Here is a 17022-nt window from a genome sequence, read left to right as displayed (position 1 = left end):
CAAATAGAACTTTATTTCTTAACTGCTTTAGCTGGCTCTTTTACCTGTGATGCATTAGACTCTGCACTTGTCACAAGCATGTTGCCCTCAGCATCCAGCTCCACTAAGTCATAACCAAGCTTTTCTAAACCTGGTTTTATGGTTGCTTTATCTCCAACCAACACAATGTTCATTTTATCTGTTGGCAGGTACTTTTTAGCTATAGCATTAAGTTCTTCTTTGGTTATATGCTGAAGAATCTCATTCTGTTTTTTTAGATAATCTTTATCCAGGTTATAACGCAGCAGGTTGTTCAGGAAAGAAGCTTTCTGAAAAGAGGTTTCATACTTACGGGCATAGCTCTGCCCGATAGCCGTCTTCAGGTAAGCCAGTTCTTCGTCAGAAATGCCTTTTTCTTTCATCAGCTTAATCTCCTTCATAAACTCCACCACTGAGCTGTCTGATGCATTGGCACGCACACCTGCAGCAGCTGTAAACGGACCAACTGTTTCAGAACCGGAGAAGCCAGAGCGGGCACCATAGGTATAGCCCTTACCTTCGCGCAGGTTTTGATTGATACGGCTGCTAAAATCTCCTCCTAATATAAAGTTCATCAAGCCAGCTTTGTAATAATTACCTGTAACGTCATAAGGCAAAGCCATATAGCCAATCCTTATTTCAGTTTGTGCAGCATTCTCTTTGTCTACTAAATATATCTTGGTTTTATCGATGGTAGCAAAGGTAGTATTAGCCGGAATTTCTACAGGCTTCTGAGACCATTTATCCAGGAAAGATAGTTTCGGTAAAATTTCGCTTTGCTCCGTATCTCCCACCACCACTAAACTGGTTACAGACGGCGAGAAATTAGCAGCATAAAACTTCTTCACATCATCTAAGGTAATATGGCTGACACTGGCAGTAGTTCCTACTTCCGGCACGGCCATAATATTCCCCTCACCATAGAGCAGCTTATTATAAACATTATTGGCAATAACTGTTGGCTGCGTGCTTTGGTTAGCAATAGCTTCTAAACGCTGCTTTTTCAAACGGTCAAAGTCTTCCTGGGCAAAGCGAGGGTGCAACATACGCTCCTCTAAAAGCTCCAGCGTAGCATTCAGGTTCTTCACCAGCGACTGTACAGAAACAGTCATTTCATCTTCATCACTATCAAAAGAGATGGAGCTACCTAACTTCTCCAGCTGATTACTGATCTCCTCTGAAGTATAATTTTCAGAGGCCTCGTTAAGCATTTCAGCCGTTAATGATGCAATACCAGCTTTAGAAGGGTCTTTGGCTTCCAGTTTATGTCCCCTTCTGATTGAGAATAACAAGGTTACGGTTGGCACTTCACTATTTTTCGTACCAATCACTTTAATGCCATTATGCAGCTTGTCGGTCCAGAAAGGCGGTACTGTTACCACTGGGTTAGGCCCCAGGGGAGGTTGTTTGCTTCGGTCGAAATTATCTTTGGCTTTCACATAAGTAAGACGTGCATACTGGTCTTCAGGAGCCTGGTAGCCACTCTTATCTATTTTGAAATTATCAGCTTTGGCCACGGCATCAGGCTGGCCTTTGGGCACTACACTCAAGATAACAGCATGTTTGCCTTTAATATACTGGTTGTACACGCGCATCACATCCGCTTTGGTCAAGGCCTGTATTGCCTTTAACTCTTTTGGTAGCTGGTTCGGCTCTCCTGTAAATGTTTGGTGCGCGGCCAACTGGGAAGTTTTACCTGCCACACTGGAAAGCCTGTTTATCAGGTTTGCTTCGTAAGAAGATTTAAAACGGGCCAGGGCATCATCCGTCACGCCATTCTTCTCAAACTCAGCAAAAGACTCCCGCACCTGCTTTTCCATATCAGCAAGCGTCTGGTCCGGGAAAGTCAAGACAGTAACAGCGAATTGCCCTGCCAGTTCTGCACTGTAGTTACTGGCTCTGGCAGTGTTTGCTTTCTGCGTCTTCACCAGGTTCTGGTACAGGATAGCGTTCTTTCCGCCACCCAATATCTCCGATAAGCAATCCAAAGCGACCTCATCTGGATGGTATGCCGGTACAGAAGGATACACCATCTGCAGCATCGGTAAACGGATATTATCCTCATATGAAATGTAACGGTCATTAGGTAGAACAATAGCAGGCAGCTCCATCTTTTCTACTCCAGGTACACGCGGTATAGTACCAAAGTATTTCTCTGCCAGTTTTACTACCTCCTGTGGTTTTATATCGCCTCCCACCGTTAAGGTAGCATTGTTAGGACCGTACCAACGCAGAAAGAATTTCTTTAAGTCTTCTACATTTCCGCGGTTCAGGTCTTCGATATACCCAATAGTAGTCCAGGAATAGGGATGACCATAAGGATATAAAGCCTCCGCTATTTTTTCAGAGGCCAGACCATAGGGGCGGTTGTCGTAGCTCTGGCCTCGTTCATTCTTTACTGTTTCCCGCTGTATTTCGAACTTCTTCTGTGTAACAGCATCAAGTAAAAAGCCCATTCTGTCAGCTTCTACCCAGAGAGCTGTTTCCAGCATGTTGCTCGGAACGGTTTCATAGTAATTTGTGCGGTCACGGTTTGTAGATCCATTAGGTACAGTACCTCCTGCTCCTACTATTATTTTATCTATAGCCCCCTCTGGTACGTTTGTAGAGCCTTCAAACATCATGTGCTCAAAGAAGTGCGCAAAACCTGATTTACCAATTTCTTCCCGGGCGGAACCAACATGGTACGTCATATCCACATGCACCATAGGGTCTGAATGATCCTCGTGCACTACCACGGTCAATCCGTTTGGTAACATATATTTTTGGAAAGGGATAACCAGTTCATTGCCTTTTTTTGCCACTTTCTCTACCAGCTTCGTTTTAGAAGCAGCTTTTTGTGCCTGTAACTGTAGTGGCAATGCAGCCGCTACGGCACAGGCCATAAGTGTTAATTTTATTTTATGCAACATATAAGTTAACTTGTTCTATTGCTAAAGGTAAAAGTACAAACTTTACACAACTACTCTTATTCGCGGGATAATAGATCACCAGTTTGTGTTTGACAGCTTCGTTAAAAACAGACATAAAGCATGTGTAACGCTTAACTGTACATGCTAACACCTGTTATAGCAAATGAATTCATGAAGCCACACTATAAAGCGGCTATAAAGTTTAAAAACCTCTGTGCTTCGGTACCCTTAGAACACTTATTCCTGTAAAGAAATCCGCTGGTACCAGACTCCGCTTTTATCTTTTTCTTTAATTGTATAAGCTATAATCAAATTACCTGCATCCACAGGCATTATAACCGGATGAGTAGCGATAAGAGAATCTGGTGTAAGATGGCTACTACGTACTTGCTTTCCTTCTTTATTCCTTAGTTGCAGGCCGATCCAGTTATAGTAAGAGCTCCCTCGCTGCACCCGCTCATCCCATACAATAGCTAAATCCCCATTCCCGTAACTGGCAATCTGAGGGTGCTTGGCGGATGGAAGGTTGCTTACAGTTTCTCTGGGGGAAAAGCTTTTTCCGTTTTCCAGATGACTGTAAAAAACACCACTTCCACCTCCCATAGTATACCAGGCAAAGTGCATTCCCATGCTGTTTGATGTCATGGTAGGCCCTGTGTGCGGGCAACCGTCAATAGCCCAGTTGTCGGCACTAATGCGCTCTGGCTTAGAAAAGCTTTGCCCATTGTCTGACGATACCAAGTGCATCATATCCCGAATGCTGTCATTTAAGATGCCCCTATAAGCAGCATGTAGCTTACCAGCCTCGTCCACATATAAAGCTGTGCGGCAGCATTGGCAAAGTTGCTGATCAATTACTTTTTCGTTAACAAAGCCCTCTCTGCCCCTGGTGCTTGCATAATATAAAGAAGAACCCTCTTTGTCTGTTTCCTTCCTGGAATCCAGCCAGATAGCGGCTATTTCACCATTTGGCAGCAGCGTCATGTCAAAATAACGCTCATCTATGCTGTTTTCTGCATTCTCAGCCAATTGCTTTGGTTCAGACCAACTCTGGCCTCCATCAAAAGATTGTGTATAAAAGACCAAACCTGCATAACTATTTTCCGGGTTAGGGTTACTTACAGCGAACATAGCCATCATGTCTCCATTGTCTTTGAAAATGATTTTAGAAAGGTTTTCCTCATGCGGATAAATACCTTTGGTTGTCGGAATAGCTTTGGGGGCTTTAAAAGTTTCACCTCCATCTTTAGAGACTGCATAAGTCAGCAGGTACGAGTCAGTGGAATCCTGTGCCTGCACCCAACAAAGCACAATGTTTCCCTCCTTATCATGCGTTAGGTAAGGGCAAATACCACTTTGAACAGGGTTAGAAATTTTTGTAGCAACAGGCTCCTGCTTTGCTGGCTTTGTCTGGCAACCTACTGTCAACACAAAAAGAAAAAAAACAAGTATTGCGGATATTTTTTGCATATTAAAGCTATAAGAACTCTTGTTAAGAGAGAAAAAAGTGTGTTTCAATTCCATAAAAAGATAAATAGGTTATTTCTTTCCGGTAAAGGTGTAGCCTACTCCGACATTAAAGATGCGCGGATTACCCTGTCGATAACTCTTGCCATAGGAGTATTTGTCAACAGTGGTGGCATAAAGCTGATTAGTTACGTTAGTAGCATTCACCCACAGTTCAACTCCATGAAGGGTATAACCAGCGCGGGCATTAAGTAAGTCGTAGCCATTATAATATTCTGTGTTAGCTGCATCCATGTAATATCTGCCGATATGCTGCCATTCCAGACTTAAGCGCAATCCTTTAGCAAAAAGAGGTTTATAGGTAATTTCGGCATTCCCCATAAAACGAGGTGCTGTTGCCATTTCGTTGCCGGCGTAGTCAGCACCTTCCAACTCATAATCCTTAAACCAATGGCGGACATTGGTTCCGCTAATGCGCAACGCAATAGTTTCAGCAGGCACGTATTTAAAGGTGTATTCAATACCTCTGTGATTTGTTCTGCCTGCGTTCTGGTTTTGATAAGAGCCGTCTGGCAACCGTACAGAAATAATTTCATTTCTCCCCTCTAACTGATACACACTTACATCCAGATAGCCCCGGCTTTGGGCAAAGCTGAGCCATCCGCCTGCTTCGTAGTTGGTGTAATTGGAGGGCTTCAGCACCGGCACCTTCACACCTCGGTAAAGATCAGAGATTTGAGGGGGAGCAAAACCAACGCTATAGTTCACATAGGTTCCCTTGTTTCTGCCAAAGTCATAGGTAAGGCCTACCTTTGGCGTAAGGTTCTCGAAGTTGTTCTTCTCGTCAGGGGCACCTGTAAAAGCACTGGGAGCGAGTTTATTATTGAAGTTATAGTCTAACCTGTCGTAGCGGAGCGCTGCTACCACTTTTAATCTTTCCGTTGGGTTAATTTCAAATTGTGTGTAAGCAGCAGTGTTAAGCAAATCAACAGAATAGCTTGTCAGCAGGGAATCTGTTTCAGTATAGCTTGTATATAAACCTGAGGTGTTTCGGTCTACATCTATGAAACGGGCATTATACGTAGCGGGGCTATAATCCAAGCTTATCCCTCCTATTAGCTGTGCTTCCAGAAATGAAAAAGCTTTTCTATGCTGGCTTATCAGACCATAACTTCTAAAAGCATCTTCATTTATCTCTCCTCTTGCTTTTAATGGATTTCCAGCAACACTTTTTATCGCATAAAAAGGATTCTGGGCAATGGCATTATTCCGCAGGAACAGCGTAGTCTGCGTGCTGTTGGCAGCATTCCATTGGTGTTCTAAAGTAGTGCGTAAGCGCAAAGCTTTTACTTTTCGGTAAGTAAAGGTATGCAGGCTGGAATATTCCTTATTGAAAAAGTGAGTACTGTCTATACCGCCTGTCTGTTCTGTTTGATAATCTACGAGTGTAGCAGAAGTAACTAGTTTACTGTTTTCACTGAAGCGATAATCAGCTCTAAGTGTTAAGGCCAGTTTATCAAAATCGCTGTGGCTGATGTAACCATCACGCTGGGCAGCATAGTATCCTCCTACATAAACCCCAAGCTTGCCATAGGTATCAGAGTAGCTAAAATCAGTGCGCTTGTACCCCTGATTGCTCATTTCTGCCTGTAGCCTGGCTACAGGAACCTGTGATGAAGCCTGTGTAATAAAGTTAATGGCTCCTCCAATGGCTTCACTTCCATATAAAGAAGAAGAAGGGCCTCTTATTACTTCTATGGTTTTTAAGGCAGCCATGTTTATCTCAATCAACGCATTGTGGTTAAAGTCACCTGTCGTTCTGATCGGGATTCCATCTTCTAGGTATAAAAAGAGACTGTTATAACCTATGGGCTGCCGAATAGCCATTGTGTGCTGCTCATTCCCAAGATTAACCATATACACGCCACTTACCTTATTCAACAATTGATCAAGAGAAACCGCTTTTGTATCATTTATAACCTGTTTAGAGATAGCGCTAATAGCTACGGGAGCTTCTGTCCGTACTTGTGCTTCCCGGCTGGCAGACACAATTACCTGGTTCAATTGGTTAACTGCAGGCTGTAACTGAACAAGCAGAACACCAGGAGTTACAGGCATCTTAAGAGACTTATAACCTATATAAGAGACAACAACAGAGTCTGAATCGGTTTGCGAGGTTAAGGAGAAGCTACCATCTGAAGCAGTAAGCGTTCCCTGCTCCGGAGCATGCGCCAGCCGTATACTTACGCCTGCCAGTGCTTCCTTTGTTAAAGCATCGACAACTGTACCTTTGCTTGCCATTTGAGCACAGGCACAGTGATGCAGCACCATGAAGAACACGATGCTAAAAAATATTTTTTGCATTATTGGATTTACAGTTTAATAAAGAACATACAGGCACAAGCAGCAGGCTAACTAACCAGCATGTGCAGCAGCATTTTTAATCCGCTTACAAACGGAACATTGAAGTCTTGAATTAAACAGTAAACTGAGGTGGATGAAAAATAGAAACCATTTCCTGACTGGAATGGCTGAAAGGATAAGGGGGGAAAGAGGAATCCGGGACAGCAGGCAACACTGATGGGAGCAGAAATAAAGCTTGGCAATAAAGGTTTATCTCAAACTTTTGTTTCTGGTTACTGTCTGCTGCTTTATTCTCTGCCTGCTCCGCTTTCTTTAGCTTTTTAGCTAAGTAGCATTTACCGTTACAGTGCAGCTCAGGTTTGTTTTTGTTAATGCAGAAAAATTCAATAATATAGTTTCTGTTTGCCTGATAGTCTACCACAATCATCACTTTGCTGAACACCTGTAGCAGCATTACGAACAGAAGCAATATGGTAGCGGCTCTTTTCAAGAATATAATAATGTGTAGCAAAAGTAGCAGCCTGCCTCTTATCTTAAAAGCTTTTAAGCAGATTAGTTACCAAAATCTATAAAGCTTCTGATATTGAGAAGCTGTTACTATGATAAAGTTTAAAAAGGATTAGCACCATAAAGTATAATAAAACCAATTTTATGTGTATATTTAATCCTGCCATAACTCTTTATTCTATAGAGCAGCCATTAGAAATACAACATTCTGTTTCCGTTCCATTAAAAATATTTGTTTGAAGTTGATACTTTAAACTGATTCAGTAAGAAGTAATAAACCTATAAGAAATGTTCAAAAAGGCTATACCTTTTATATAAGACAGAGGAGATAAAAGGTTAATCTCATGCTATTGTAGCGACAATTTCAGCAGATTAACTAACTTTGCTTTGCAAGAGTAAATAAACAGGTATGATTTTATCATTTATTATATTACTAATAAGCTATAAATAGTTTGTATGGCAACCACAGCTGATATTAAAAACGGAGTATGTATGGAGTTCAACAACGACTTATATGTTGTTACAGAATTTCAGCACGTAAAGCCAGGTAAGGGACCTGCTTTCGTCCGTACAAAATTGAAAAACATCAAAACAGGAAAAGTAATAGATAACACTTTTTCTGCAGGCCATAAAATTACGACAGCCCGTGTAGAGCAGCGTCCGCACCAGTACATCTATAAAGACGACCTGGGCTATAACTTTATGGATATGAATACTTTTGAGCAGATTGCCCTGGAGGATAAAATGGTTCCTTTCGCTGACCTGATGAAAGAAGGACAGGAAGTAACAATCCTGTTCCATGCAGAGACAGAAACTCCTCTAACATGTGAGATTCCTCCTTTCGTAGAATTAACAATCACATATACAGAGCCAGGCATTAAAGGCGATACAGCAACTAATGCTTCTAAACCAGCCATTGTTGAGACGGGTGCTACTATCCAGGTACCACTTTTCATTGGACAAGACGAAAAAATAAAAGTAGACACACGTACTTATTCTTACGCAGAAAGAGTAAAATAACACATGAAAGCTAAAGAAATCCAGGAACTCATCGACTTCATCGCCAAATCAGGGCTGAACAAAGTTAACATCGAAACAGAAGAATTTAAGATCTCGGTTAAACGCGAACCAGACCAAAAAGTAAAATATGTTAGTGGACCAGCAGCTCCTGCAGCTTCTGCGCCATCCTCTGTTGCCCCAGCCCCTCAGGCTGCACCGGCAGCAGCTCCGGCAGCGCCAACAGCACCTGCTGCTTCTGAAGAAAGCAACTACGTTACTATTAAAGCTCCTATGATTGGTACATTCTACCGCGCATCTGGCCCTGACACACCTGTTTTTGTTAATGTAGGTGATGAAATAAAGCAAGGCCAGGTGATCTGTATTATTGAAGCCATGAAGCTGTTCAACGAGATAGAGTCTGAAGTATCGGGTAAAGTTGTAAAAGTACTGGTAGATAATGCCTCTCCGGTTGAGTACGACCAGCCGCTGTTCCTGGTAGACCCAAGCTAATTTATTGATTTGAAAATGTGAAGAATTGAAAATGGAGATGGTACTTTGATCGTCTCCATTTTTATGTCATTTCACTGTGTATCTCTACATTTCCAAATCTACAGATCTACAAATCAGAAATTATGTTTAAGAAAATATTAATCGCCAACCGTGGCGAGATCGCATTGCGCATTATCCGCACTTGCAAGGAAATGGGTATAAAAACTGTAGCGGTATACTCAACGGCAGACAAAGAGAGCTTGCATGTGCGCTTTGCTGATGAGGCTGTATGTATTGGCCCTGCCTCAAGTTCACTATCTTATCTCAACATCCCGAATATTATAGCAGCTGCTGAAATTACAAATGCCGATGCTATTCACCCGGGTTACGGCTTTCTTTCAGAGAATGCAGAATTCTCCCGCATCTGCGCTGAAAACAACATTAAATTTATTGGTGCCTCTCCTGAAATGATTAACGCCATGGGCGACAAAGCATCGGCGAAGGCAACCATGAAGAAGGCTGGTGTACCAACCATACCGGGCTCTGACGGATTGTTAGATACGATGGAAGAAGGTGTTAAGCTGGCTAATAAAGTGAAATACCCTGTTATACTAAAAGCGACTGCCGGTGGTGGTGGCCGTGGTATGCGTATCGTAAGAAACGATTCAGAGTTTGAAAAAGCCTGGAACGACGCCCGCACTGAAGCAAAAGCAGCTTTCGGTAACGATGGTATTTACCTGGAGAAGTTTGTAGAAGAACCACGCCATATCGAAATTCAGTTAATAGGTGACCAGCACGGTCATGTAGCGCACCTTTCTGAACGAGACTGCTCTATTCAGCGCCGTCATCAGAAACTGGTGGAAGAAACCCCGTCTCCTTTCATTACAGATGAACTCCGTGATAAAATGGGGCAGGCTGCCATAGCAGGGGCGCAGGCTATTAACTACGAAGGCGTAGGTACTATTGAGTTCCTGGTAGATAAGAACCGTGACTTCTACTTTATGGAGATGAATACCCGTATTCAGGTAGAGCACCCTATTACAGAAGAAGTAGTTGATTATGACCTTATTAAAGAGCAGATTAAGGTTGCAGCAGGACATGAAATCAGTGGTAGGAACTATTACCCTAAAATGCACGCAATTGAGTGCCGTATAAATGCGGAAGATCCTAAAAACGGTTTCCGTCCATCGCCAGGTAAAATCACAAACCTGCATGTACCAGGTGGCCACGGCGTACGGGTTGACTCACATGTTTATTCGGGCTATGCTATTCCGCCAAACTACGACTCTATGATTGCGAAGCTTATTGTAACTGCGCAAACTCGGGAGGAAGCATTAGTTAAAATGAAGCGGGCTTTAAGTGAGTTCGTGATAGAGGGAATCAAAACAACTGTTCCTTTCCACCTGAAGCTGATGGATGACAAAGGCTTCAAAGAAGGTAACTTTACAACTGCTTACCTGGATAACTTTGACTTCAGTGATTTGTAGTTATTCCAAACACATCAAAAGCAAAAGGCTCGCATATATTGCGGGCCTTTTGCTTTTGATTAAAAGATTACGCCTCCCTAATAAAACAAAGAACTTTACCAGCTTTTCCATGATATATCAAAGGATATGGAACACTTGATATTCTTTTAAAACTACTTAGCTACAGAACAACTAATACCTTTCGAACTACAGCAATGTCTCATATAGCACAGCGATAGCTAAGCTTCAGGTAGCTACTGTGAAGTTCCTTATTAATAGATGGCAGCAAACAGTCCCAAGCTAAGGAGTAATGATAAGAGGATGTTTACTATGGCTGGAATCTTTTTCTCTCGAACTTCTTTAAAATCTCGCCTGCCTATATTCCCAGTAAGAACTGCAAGTAGCATAATATTTAGGATGGTCAATGCTTCATTAATGAAGCCCCATAAACTTCTAATTCTTAACGCCATAGCTTTATATTGATAGATCTCCCTTAAAATACGAAATGTAATCCTTCTTCAAAAATCAAATCAATATTTTCTAGATAATGGTTGAGCTATGGTATGTCTTTGATGCACTATAGGTTTTATTGTAAATTTAATTCTTTCTATCGAGCTGTTAAGAAACAGTAAAATAGTCCTCCGAAAACATTAATAATGTTATGGGCTATAATACTGGGTATAATAGCATTGTTTTTGCTCTCAACAATGCTATTGCTGCAACCGTAGGTTAAATATATTACAGTTGTATCAAAGCATTGCTTATACCTCCTAATGAAACAAATAATATATTTTTCCTAAAAAAGATCAAAAAACGGTATTACGCGGTTCTTTTCGATAAACTGTACAAAGGAAATTAGTTAACATAGCATTCCAGTTCCAGTTCAAAATTTTTATTACAGTGTTGGCTTGTTCTAAGGTACTATCACAATCTTACCTGTGGTATGTGCTGTTTGTATCTGTTTAAGCGCCTCAGCAGTATCTTCCAAAGAATAAGTATTACTTACATGTACTATCAGCTTACCTCCATCTGCCAACTTTCTTAAATGATCCAGCTCAGTTGTATTAGGCTCTACAAATACATACTGAAAATCGATTCCTTTATCTAACTCCTGCCCATGATTTAGTATAGACACCAGTTTGCCCGAAGACTTTAGTGCTGATAGGCTTTGCTTTAAGGTTTCACCGCTGGCACAGTCAAAAACCAGATCTACACCATCAGGTAAGATAGCTTTAACGGCATCACCAATATTGGTATCTTTATAGTCAACTGTATAATCAGCACCCAACTCTTTCATAAAGGCATAGTTCTTCTCACTAGCTACCCCTATCACCTGCGCGCCCTTTTCTTTTGCCAGCTGAATAGCTAAACTGCCTACTCCACCGGACGCACCCAATATAAGCACCGTCTGGTTTTGCTGTAGGTTTCCGGCATCGAACAAAGACTGGTAAGCAGTAAGGCCAACCAGAGGAATACCAGCTGCCTCCTCCCATGAAATATTTTGAGGTCTTAAAGAGATATAACTCTCCGGTATAACCACATATTCGGCAAAGGTACCATGTTGTACAACAGCTCTGCGGGCATAGGCATATACTTCATCCCCTACATTAAACCTTCTGGCACTATACCCCCTATCTTCCACCACACCTGCCACATCCCAACCCGGAATAATAGGAAAAGAATAAGGTAAAAAGTCTTTTAGATACCCTTCTCTAACAGCATTGTCAACAGGATTCACACCTGCCGCTTTTATACGAACCAGTACCTCTCCTTCTTTCAGTTCAGGTACATCTATTGTCTGTATCTGTATTTTATCTGTTCCGCCAAACTCCTCATATGTTGCTGCTTTCATTTGTTTTGCCATAGTGTGTGCTAATTTTGTTTATTGTTAAGTAACAGGCATCTTTTACCATAAGAAAGCAGGATTAGTTTTGTAAAACTTTTCACCGTATTAAGACTTTAGAGCAACAGAAACAGCTTTACACATAGCAAACCCTACCGGAACTATAGTTTTCTTCTTTTGTTTTATTATTAATTATGAAATATTTTGTAGAGAAAGGCTCTGTTGTCAGAGAAATATGGGGAAAAGGAGATACAATTCTCTTCATTTTTGCTGGTGCCTCTGCTGAGTTTGCTTTAAACAAGGCTGTCGATTGGCTTTACTTTACAGGCAGGCTTCCTGCTGACCCGCTTGGCAGGTTATTTTCTACTGTAGCTTATGCCCGCCAGATTGTTTTTTCTGAATTGGATGCCGCACATAATGCCATAGACAAAATGGCTGCTATACATGCCGGTGTAGAAGTCAAAAGAGGAAAAGCCATACCAGACTGGGCTTATCGTGATGTGCTATTTATGTTAATCGATTATTCCATCCGGTCTTATGAACTACTGGAAAGTAAGCTTTCTGAAGCAGAAAAGGCAGAGGTATTCCAGGTATTTTACAGAGTAGGTAGCCGCATGGGCTTAAAAGACCTGCCACAAAGTTTTCAGGAATGGCTTGTTAGTCGCAAAAAGCACCTGGAACAGAACCTGCAGCAAAGCACTTACACAGTGGACCTTTATAAGCAGTATAAGAAACACCTCGGTACAGTACGATTCAGGCTGTTACTAGAGGGTCAAATACTTGTAGTGCCTCAGATAGTAAGCCAAATGCTAGACTTAAGGACATTTTCTTTGCTGACTCCTGTACTTGGCTTGTATAAATTAAGTAAAAAGCTAAAAGCGGAATGGTTATTAAAGTCCATAATTTTACCTCCTGCCTATAAAAAAGAGATAAAAGCTTTAGACAGTATACCAACCTGATCAGGTAGTTTGCTTTAAAAGACTCATCTGTTCTTTAGAACAATTTATTAACCTGCACGATATGCTCTTATAGAGCATGTTTTGTTTTAACAGCGACTTAAGTTGAGTTTGGCACCTAACTTATTTACCTAACCTCACCTGTAGTGCATCGTACTTATAGTCAAGACAGGTAACTTAAAGCCACATATCATGCACGGGAAATTAAAGAAAGAGGGGAGTTATGAGCTTTTCATGACCACTCAAGGACATGAAATTCTGACATTGGATAAAAAAGAATGGTATGCCGTGGTTAAAACCAGCCAGGGTCATATTTTAGTTAAGTCCGATTCAGATCATAAAAAAAGTAAAACTGTAGACAAAGGGCAGTATTATTTAGCAGATTTCAACGATGACCCTGAATTTCAGGACATGCCCCATCTCTTCTTAAAAGATACCAAAACAAAATACAAAGAGTTTGTCTTACCACAGGGTTTGCCAACTAGTGGCAAAGACCGTAAAAAAGTTATTGTCACTGATGATAAAGTAAAGAAAGACAAGGTAGAATATCATGTAAAAGGCTCCGGTGATAAAGGAAGCGAAAAGCAGTATCAAGACAACAAAAGCAGCGCTACAAGCAATAAGCAGGACTTGTCTGATCTCACAAAAAAAGACCTTTACGAGAAAGCTAAAAAGCAGCACGTAACTGGGCGCTCCAAAATGAGTAAGAAAGAACTCATCCAGCACCTAAACTAACTCTTATTACTTAGAAGAAATACCACCGTAAGAAGCTCATTTGAAGAAATTGTTATTTTCTAAATAATCAATTTTATTTCTTGATTAAAATGCTTTACAAAGCCCCTCTATGAAAAACAGAGCGAAAGAAATTCTAACCTATTTTGCTTTAATACTAGTTAGTTTAAGCTTCTTCTTTTGGGGGCTTGTACAAGCCAAGTCATTTCTAGCTCCTCTTTCAGTGGCAGGCTTACTGGCAATGGTTGTTCTGCCCGTGGCCCGATGGTTCGAAAGTAAAGGCATAAAACGGGGATGGGCATCTTTGCTAGCTGATGTTGTTATTCTACTGTTTTTCGTGTTGTTTGCAGGTATAATAAGCTTACAGGTCAAAAGTTTTGTGCAGGACTGGCCCAAGATAAAAGATAGAATTGAGCCCAAAATAAGTAACCTGCAACAGTTTGTAGAAGAACAGACTGGTATTACAGCCCAGGAACAGCAGCAGATGCTTTCAAATAAAATTCCAGGAGGAGCTTCCGGGTCAAATAATCAAGGACAAGCCGGTGTTCAGTCTCAGCAACAGGGTAGCTCTATGCTTTCCTCAGCAGGTGGTTATGTAGCTTCCCTGGTCAGCTTTTTAGGAACATTTCTGCTCACCTTCGTCTATATTTTCTTCTTTCTGCTCTACAGGCGCAAATTCAGAAAGTCCATTATTAAAATGGCTCCTGAAGAGAAAAGTGATAGTGTTCATGAAATCATAACTAAGTCGGCCACCATTTCACAAAACTATCTTTTTGGCCGGCTGATTCTGATTATTATTCTTGCTGTTCTATATTCTATAGGATTATTCCTTTCTGGCGTACAAAATGCAGTGCTGATATCAATTCTTGCTTCTGTACTTACGCTGATTCCTTATATCGGCAACATTATTGGTTACTCTCTTGCAGTTGGAATGGCTTTCTTTTCCGGCTCTGGCCTGGCAGGGGCTATAGGCGTAACTGCTACTTTTGCCATTACTCAATTTGTGGAAAGTTATATACTGGAGCCTTATATAGTTGGAAATAAGGTAAACTTAAATCCTGTGTTCACTATTATTGTGGTTGTCTTAGGAGGAGCCTTGTGGGGCATAATCGGGATGCTTATTGCCATTCCGGCTTTAGGAATAGTCAAGGCTGTTTTCGACAATATTCCAGTTTTGAGCGCTTTAGGATATCTTTTTGGTGATGAAGATATTGGAGATGATGATGAAAACGAGGATAGCTTCTTTAAAAAGATAAAGCATTGGGCTATGAACAAATTTAACTCCAGGCAGAAAAGCTAATGAAGACCTGAATAAACAGAAAGTGCTTACAACTTTTTGATCAGAGGGTTGAATGCTTTAGAAACGACCATCACTTTATCACCAGTAGCCATAGTAGCAGCCTCTTCGGCAGTCGCAACTACTTTTATCAGGTTTACCCCAGCCAGTACACTTATAATGTACACCACTCCGTTTTGCTGAATTTTAGTGATGGTGCCTACTAAGCGAAACTTCCCGCTAATGCTATCATCTGAGAAAATGGCATCAGGAGCCCCCACCTGTACGATCTTTCCTTCTTTCAGTACAAACATTCTTTCCGACATCCGCAGTATCTCCGAAACATCGTGGCTCACCAGTATAGTAGTCAGGTTAAAGGTTTGATGCACCTTCAAAATATAGTCCTGCAACCTAGCCCGCATACTCTCATCCAGAGCAGAAAGAGGTTCATCTAGCAACAGAAATTCCGGTTTCTGAACCAGCGCTCTTCCTAATGCCACCCGCTGTCGCTGCCCCCCGGAAAGCGTAGCCGGGTATCGATGCTGCATGTCATTCAGCTCCATCAGCTCTACAACTTCATTTACAGAATCTTTTGGTTGATGTTTTTCCAGAGCAAAAAGCAGGTTCTCCCGCACCGTCATGTTAGGGAAAAGAGCATAATCCTGAAAAACATACCCTAGCTTTCGCTGCTGCGGTTTCAGGTTAGTACCATTTGCTGTATCAAGCCACTTTTTCCCATTTACTTCAACCAGCCCACGCTCCGGTTGCAGCAAGCCTGCCAGCATACGCAGAATAGATGTTTTCCCGGCACCGGACTCACCATAAATGGTCACAAACTCTCCTTGCTTGATCTGTAAAGCCACCTGCAACTGCATTTCTCCACCAGATGAATGCAGTTGCTTCTCTAAGTTAATCCGAATCATTTCCAGAACCTGTTTACATAACCGCCATTAATTAAGTACACCGACAACAGAATACAGAACGTAACAGCAAACAGAATAAGAGAATAAGTATTGGCAAGGCTGTAGTTCATAGATTCTACTTCATCATAAATAGCAATAGAGGCGACCCGTGTTCTGCCAGGTATACTCCCCCCGATCATCAATACCACACCAAACTCACCAATGGTATGCGCAAAAGCCAGTACAACTCCTGTAAGCACAGAACCTTTGATATTGGGAAGCAATACCCTGAAAAGAGTTTCAACTTTGCTCTTGCCAAGGATATAAGAGGCCTCCCGCAGGCTATCGGGTAAGGCGCGTAAACCTGCCTGTACAGGTTGCACCATAAAAGGAAGACTGTATATGACAGATGCCACCACCAGTCCCGCAAAAGAAAAGACCAGTTTTACATGTAACCACTTTTGCAGAAAAGCCCCCAGGAAGTAAGAAGGACTAAAAGCAAGCAGCAAGTAAAAGCCCAGCACTGTAGGAGGCAGGACCAGGGGCATACTTACAATAGCTTCGATAAAAGGCTTAATCTTAAGCTTGCTGTATGCCAGCCAATATGCCAGCGGAACAGAGATCAGCAACAGAATAATGGTGGTGACCAGTGCCAGCTCAAAGGTTAATATCAGCGGGGCCCAATTCATTATTCAGCCAGCATTATTTCGTTTGTTTTCACCATGGCCATCACGACATTAGCTACTTTTAGCTGCAACTGCTCTACCGCGTTTGTGGTGATAATAGACACAACAGGGCCTATGTTGCTTTCCAGTTCCAGTTTACTAAGTAGCTTTCCCTGTTCAATTGCTTTTATAGTGCAGGCTATTTTGTTTTGCAGCGATATGCTATTGTTATTAATGTCTTTCCCGATCAATACTTCGGATTCTTTAAAAAGCACCTGTACTGTATTGCCAACTCTCAGGTATGGGGCAGTGTCAGGCGTATCGATCACAATGGTAGTAAAAGGCGTTTCTCCTACACGTAAACTAATAAGGGACAGGCTTTCTTCTTGTTCAATGGCTGTAATTTCTCCTGTAAAGCTATTCATG

At 41.7% G+C, this 17022-nt stretch carries 15 protein-coding genes; 6 read left to right on the top strand and 9 right to left on the bottom strand.

Annotation, left to right across the window (positions count from 1 at the left end; all coding sequences use genetic code 11):
* Nucleotides 1-11 precede the first annotated feature (11 nt).
* The 4 genes from LN995_RS10925 to LN995_RS10910 form a co-directional block, all read right to left on the bottom strand.
* Entirely contained in the window at nt 12-2930 is a 2919-nt protein-coding gene (locus tag LN995_RS10925; RefSeq protein ID WP_317206945.1) for a M16 family metallopeptidase, read from the bottom strand.
* A 237-nt stretch (nt 2931-3167) separates the two neighbouring features.
* Entirely contained in the window at nt 3168-4400 is a 1233-nt protein-coding gene (locus tag LN995_RS10920; RefSeq protein WP_229961101.1) for an exo-alpha-sialidase, read from the bottom strand.
* 69 nt (nt 4401-4469) lie between these two features.
* Nucleotides 4470-6761 carry a TonB-dependent receptor gene (locus LN995_RS10915; RefSeq protein WP_229961100.1) on the bottom strand — a complete coding sequence of 764 codons (2292 nt, stop codon included), beginning with the start codon at nt 6759-6761 and terminating at the stop codon, nt 4470-4472.
* Nucleotides 6762-6873: 112 nt separating this feature from the next.
* A complete protein-coding gene (locus LN995_RS10910; RefSeq protein WP_229961099.1) occupies nt 6874-7230 on the bottom strand; it encodes a hypothetical protein in 357 nt (118 codons plus the stop codon).
* Between the two features lie 494 nt (nt 7231-7724).
* Between LN995_RS10910 and efp the strand changes: the two genes are divergently transcribed.
* From efp to accC, 3 genes are all read left to right on the top strand, one after another.
* Complete coding sequence (gene efp, locus LN995_RS10905; RefSeq protein WP_229961098.1) at nt 7725-8288, top strand: elongation factor P; 564 nt, start codon at nt 7725-7727, stop codon at nt 8286-8288.
* 3 nt (nt 8289-8291) lie between these two features.
* Complete coding sequence (accB, locus tag LN995_RS10900) at nt 8292-8777, top strand: acetyl-CoA carboxylase biotin carboxyl carrier protein (protein WP_229961097.1); 486 nt, start codon at nt 8292-8294, stop codon at nt 8775-8777.
* Nucleotides 8778-8899: 122 nt separating this feature from the next.
* On the top strand, nt 8900-10243 hold the full coding sequence (accC, locus tag LN995_RS10895; protein ID WP_229961096.1) for an acetyl-CoA carboxylase biotin carboxylase subunit: 1344 nt from the start codon (nt 8900-8902) through the stop codon (nt 10241-10243).
* A gap of 251 nt (nt 10244-10494) precedes the next feature.
* Here accC and LN995_RS10890 read toward each other — a convergent pair whose 3' ends face one another.
* Together LN995_RS10890 and LN995_RS10885 are read right to left on the bottom strand one after the other, a co-directional pair.
* Nucleotides 10495-10692, bottom strand: a complete 198-nt coding sequence (locus LN995_RS10890) for a hypothetical protein (RefSeq protein ID WP_229961095.1) — start codon at nt 10690-10692, stop codon at nt 10495-10497.
* Nucleotides 10693-11135: 443 nt separating this feature from the next.
* Entirely contained in the window at nt 11136-12074 is a 939-nt protein-coding gene (locus LN995_RS10885; protein WP_229961094.1) for an NADP-dependent oxidoreductase, read from the bottom strand.
* 185 nt (nt 12075-12259) lie between these two features.
* On the opposite strand from LN995_RS10885, the gene LN995_RS10880 reads away from it, so the two are divergent.
* From LN995_RS10880 to LN995_RS10870, 3 genes are all read left to right on the top strand, one after another.
* Nucleotides 12260-13024 carry an oxygenase MpaB family protein gene (locus LN995_RS10880; protein ID WP_229961093.1) on the top strand — a complete coding sequence of 255 codons (765 nt, stop codon included), beginning with the start codon at nt 12260-12262 and terminating at the stop codon, nt 13022-13024.
* A 189-nt stretch (nt 13025-13213) separates the two neighbouring features.
* A complete protein-coding gene (locus LN995_RS10875) occupies nt 13214-13756 on the top strand; it encodes a hypothetical protein (protein ID WP_229961092.1) in 543 nt (180 codons plus the stop codon).
* Between the two features lie 109 nt (nt 13757-13865).
* Nucleotides 13866-15053: an AI-2E family transporter gene (locus tag LN995_RS10870; RefSeq protein WP_229961091.1), complete on the top strand. Its 1188-nt coding sequence runs from the start codon at nt 13866-13868 to the stop codon at nt 15051-15053.
* Nucleotides 15054-15079: 26 nt separating this feature from the next.
* Here the strand turns inward: LN995_RS10870 and LN995_RS10865 are convergent, their stop codons facing one another.
* From LN995_RS10865 to LN995_RS10855, 3 genes are read right to left on the bottom strand one after another with little or no spacing between them, the layout of a single operon-like run.
* The gene (locus LN995_RS10865) at nt 15080-15952 is read right to left on the bottom strand and encodes an ABC transporter ATP-binding protein (RefSeq protein WP_229961090.1); all 873 of its coding nucleotides are present in this window, start codon (nt 15950-15952) and stop codon (nt 15080-15082) included.
* The gene (gene modB / locus LN995_RS10860) at nt 15949-16620 is read right to left on the bottom strand and encodes a molybdate ABC transporter permease subunit (protein ID WP_229961089.1); all 672 of its coding nucleotides are present in this window, start codon (nt 16618-16620) and stop codon (nt 15949-15951) included. The genes LN995_RS10865 and modB overlap by 4 nt, the downstream gene beginning before the upstream one ends.
* Complete coding sequence (locus tag LN995_RS10855; protein WP_229961088.1) at nt 16620-17021, bottom strand: TOBE domain-containing protein; 402 nt, start codon at nt 17019-17021, stop codon at nt 16620-16622. Before LN995_RS10855 ends, modB begins: the two co-directional genes overlap by 1 nt.
* Nucleotide 17022: the final 1 nt, after the last annotated feature.

This window comes from Pontibacter silvestris, assembly GCF_020907275.1.
GTDB classification, from domain to species: domain Bacteria; phylum Bacteroidota; class Bacteroidia; order Cytophagales; family Hymenobacteraceae; genus Pontibacter; species Pontibacter silvestris.
This window is presented reverse-complemented; position numbering and strand designations above follow the sequence as displayed.

What these genes read in the sequence shown, in the direction of transcription:
- LN995_RS10925 (WP_317206945.1), bottom strand. Translation starts at nt 2,930, where the DNA reads ATGTTGCATAAAATAAAATTAACACTTATGGCCTGTGCCGTAGCGGCT.
- LN995_RS10920 (WP_229961101.1), bottom strand. Translation starts at nt 4,400, where the DNA reads ATGCAAAAAATATCCGCAATACTTGTTTTTTTTCTTTTTGTGTTGACA.
- LN995_RS10915 (WP_229961100.1), bottom strand. Translation starts at nt 6,761, where the DNA reads ATGCAAAAAATATTTTTTAGCATCGTGTTCTTCATGGTGCTGCATCAC.
- efp (WP_229961098.1), top strand. Translation starts at nt 7,725, where the DNA reads ATGGCAACCACAGCTGATATTAAAAACGGAGTATGTATGGAGTTCAAC.
- accB (WP_229961097.1), top strand. Translation starts at nt 8,292, where the DNA reads ATGAAAGCTAAAGAAATCCAGGAACTCATCGACTTCATCGCCAAATCA.
- accC (WP_229961096.1), top strand. Translation starts at nt 8,900, where the DNA reads ATGTTTAAGAAAATATTAATCGCCAACCGTGGCGAGATCGCATTGCGC.
- LN995_RS10890 (WP_229961095.1), bottom strand. Translation starts at nt 10,692, where the DNA reads ATGGCGTTAAGAATTAGAAGTTTATGGGGCTTCATTAATGAAGCATTG.
- LN995_RS10885 (WP_229961094.1), bottom strand. Translation starts at nt 12,074, where the DNA reads ATGAAAGCAGCAACATATGAGGAGTTTGGCGGAACAGATAAAATACAG.
- LN995_RS10880 (WP_229961093.1), top strand. Translation starts at nt 12,260, where the DNA reads ATGAAATATTTTGTAGAGAAAGGCTCTGTTGTCAGAGAAATATGGGGA.
- LN995_RS10875 (WP_229961092.1), top strand. Translation starts at nt 13,214, where the DNA reads ATGCACGGGAAATTAAAGAAAGAGGGGAGTTATGAGCTTTTCATGACC.
- LN995_RS10870 (WP_229961091.1), top strand. Translation starts at nt 13,866, where the DNA reads ATGAAAAACAGAGCGAAAGAAATTCTAACCTATTTTGCTTTAATACTA.
- LN995_RS10865 (WP_229961090.1), bottom strand. Translation starts at nt 15,952, where the DNA reads ATGATTCGGATTAACTTAGAGAAGCAACTGCATTCATCTGGTGGAGAA.
- modB (WP_229961089.1), bottom strand. Translation starts at nt 16,620, where the DNA reads ATGAATTGGGCCCCGCTGATATTAACCTTTGAGCTGGCACTGGTCACC.
- LN995_RS10855 (WP_229961088.1), bottom strand. Translation starts at nt 17,021, where the DNA reads ATGAATAGCTTTACAGGAGAAATTACAGCCATTGAACAAGAAGAAAGC.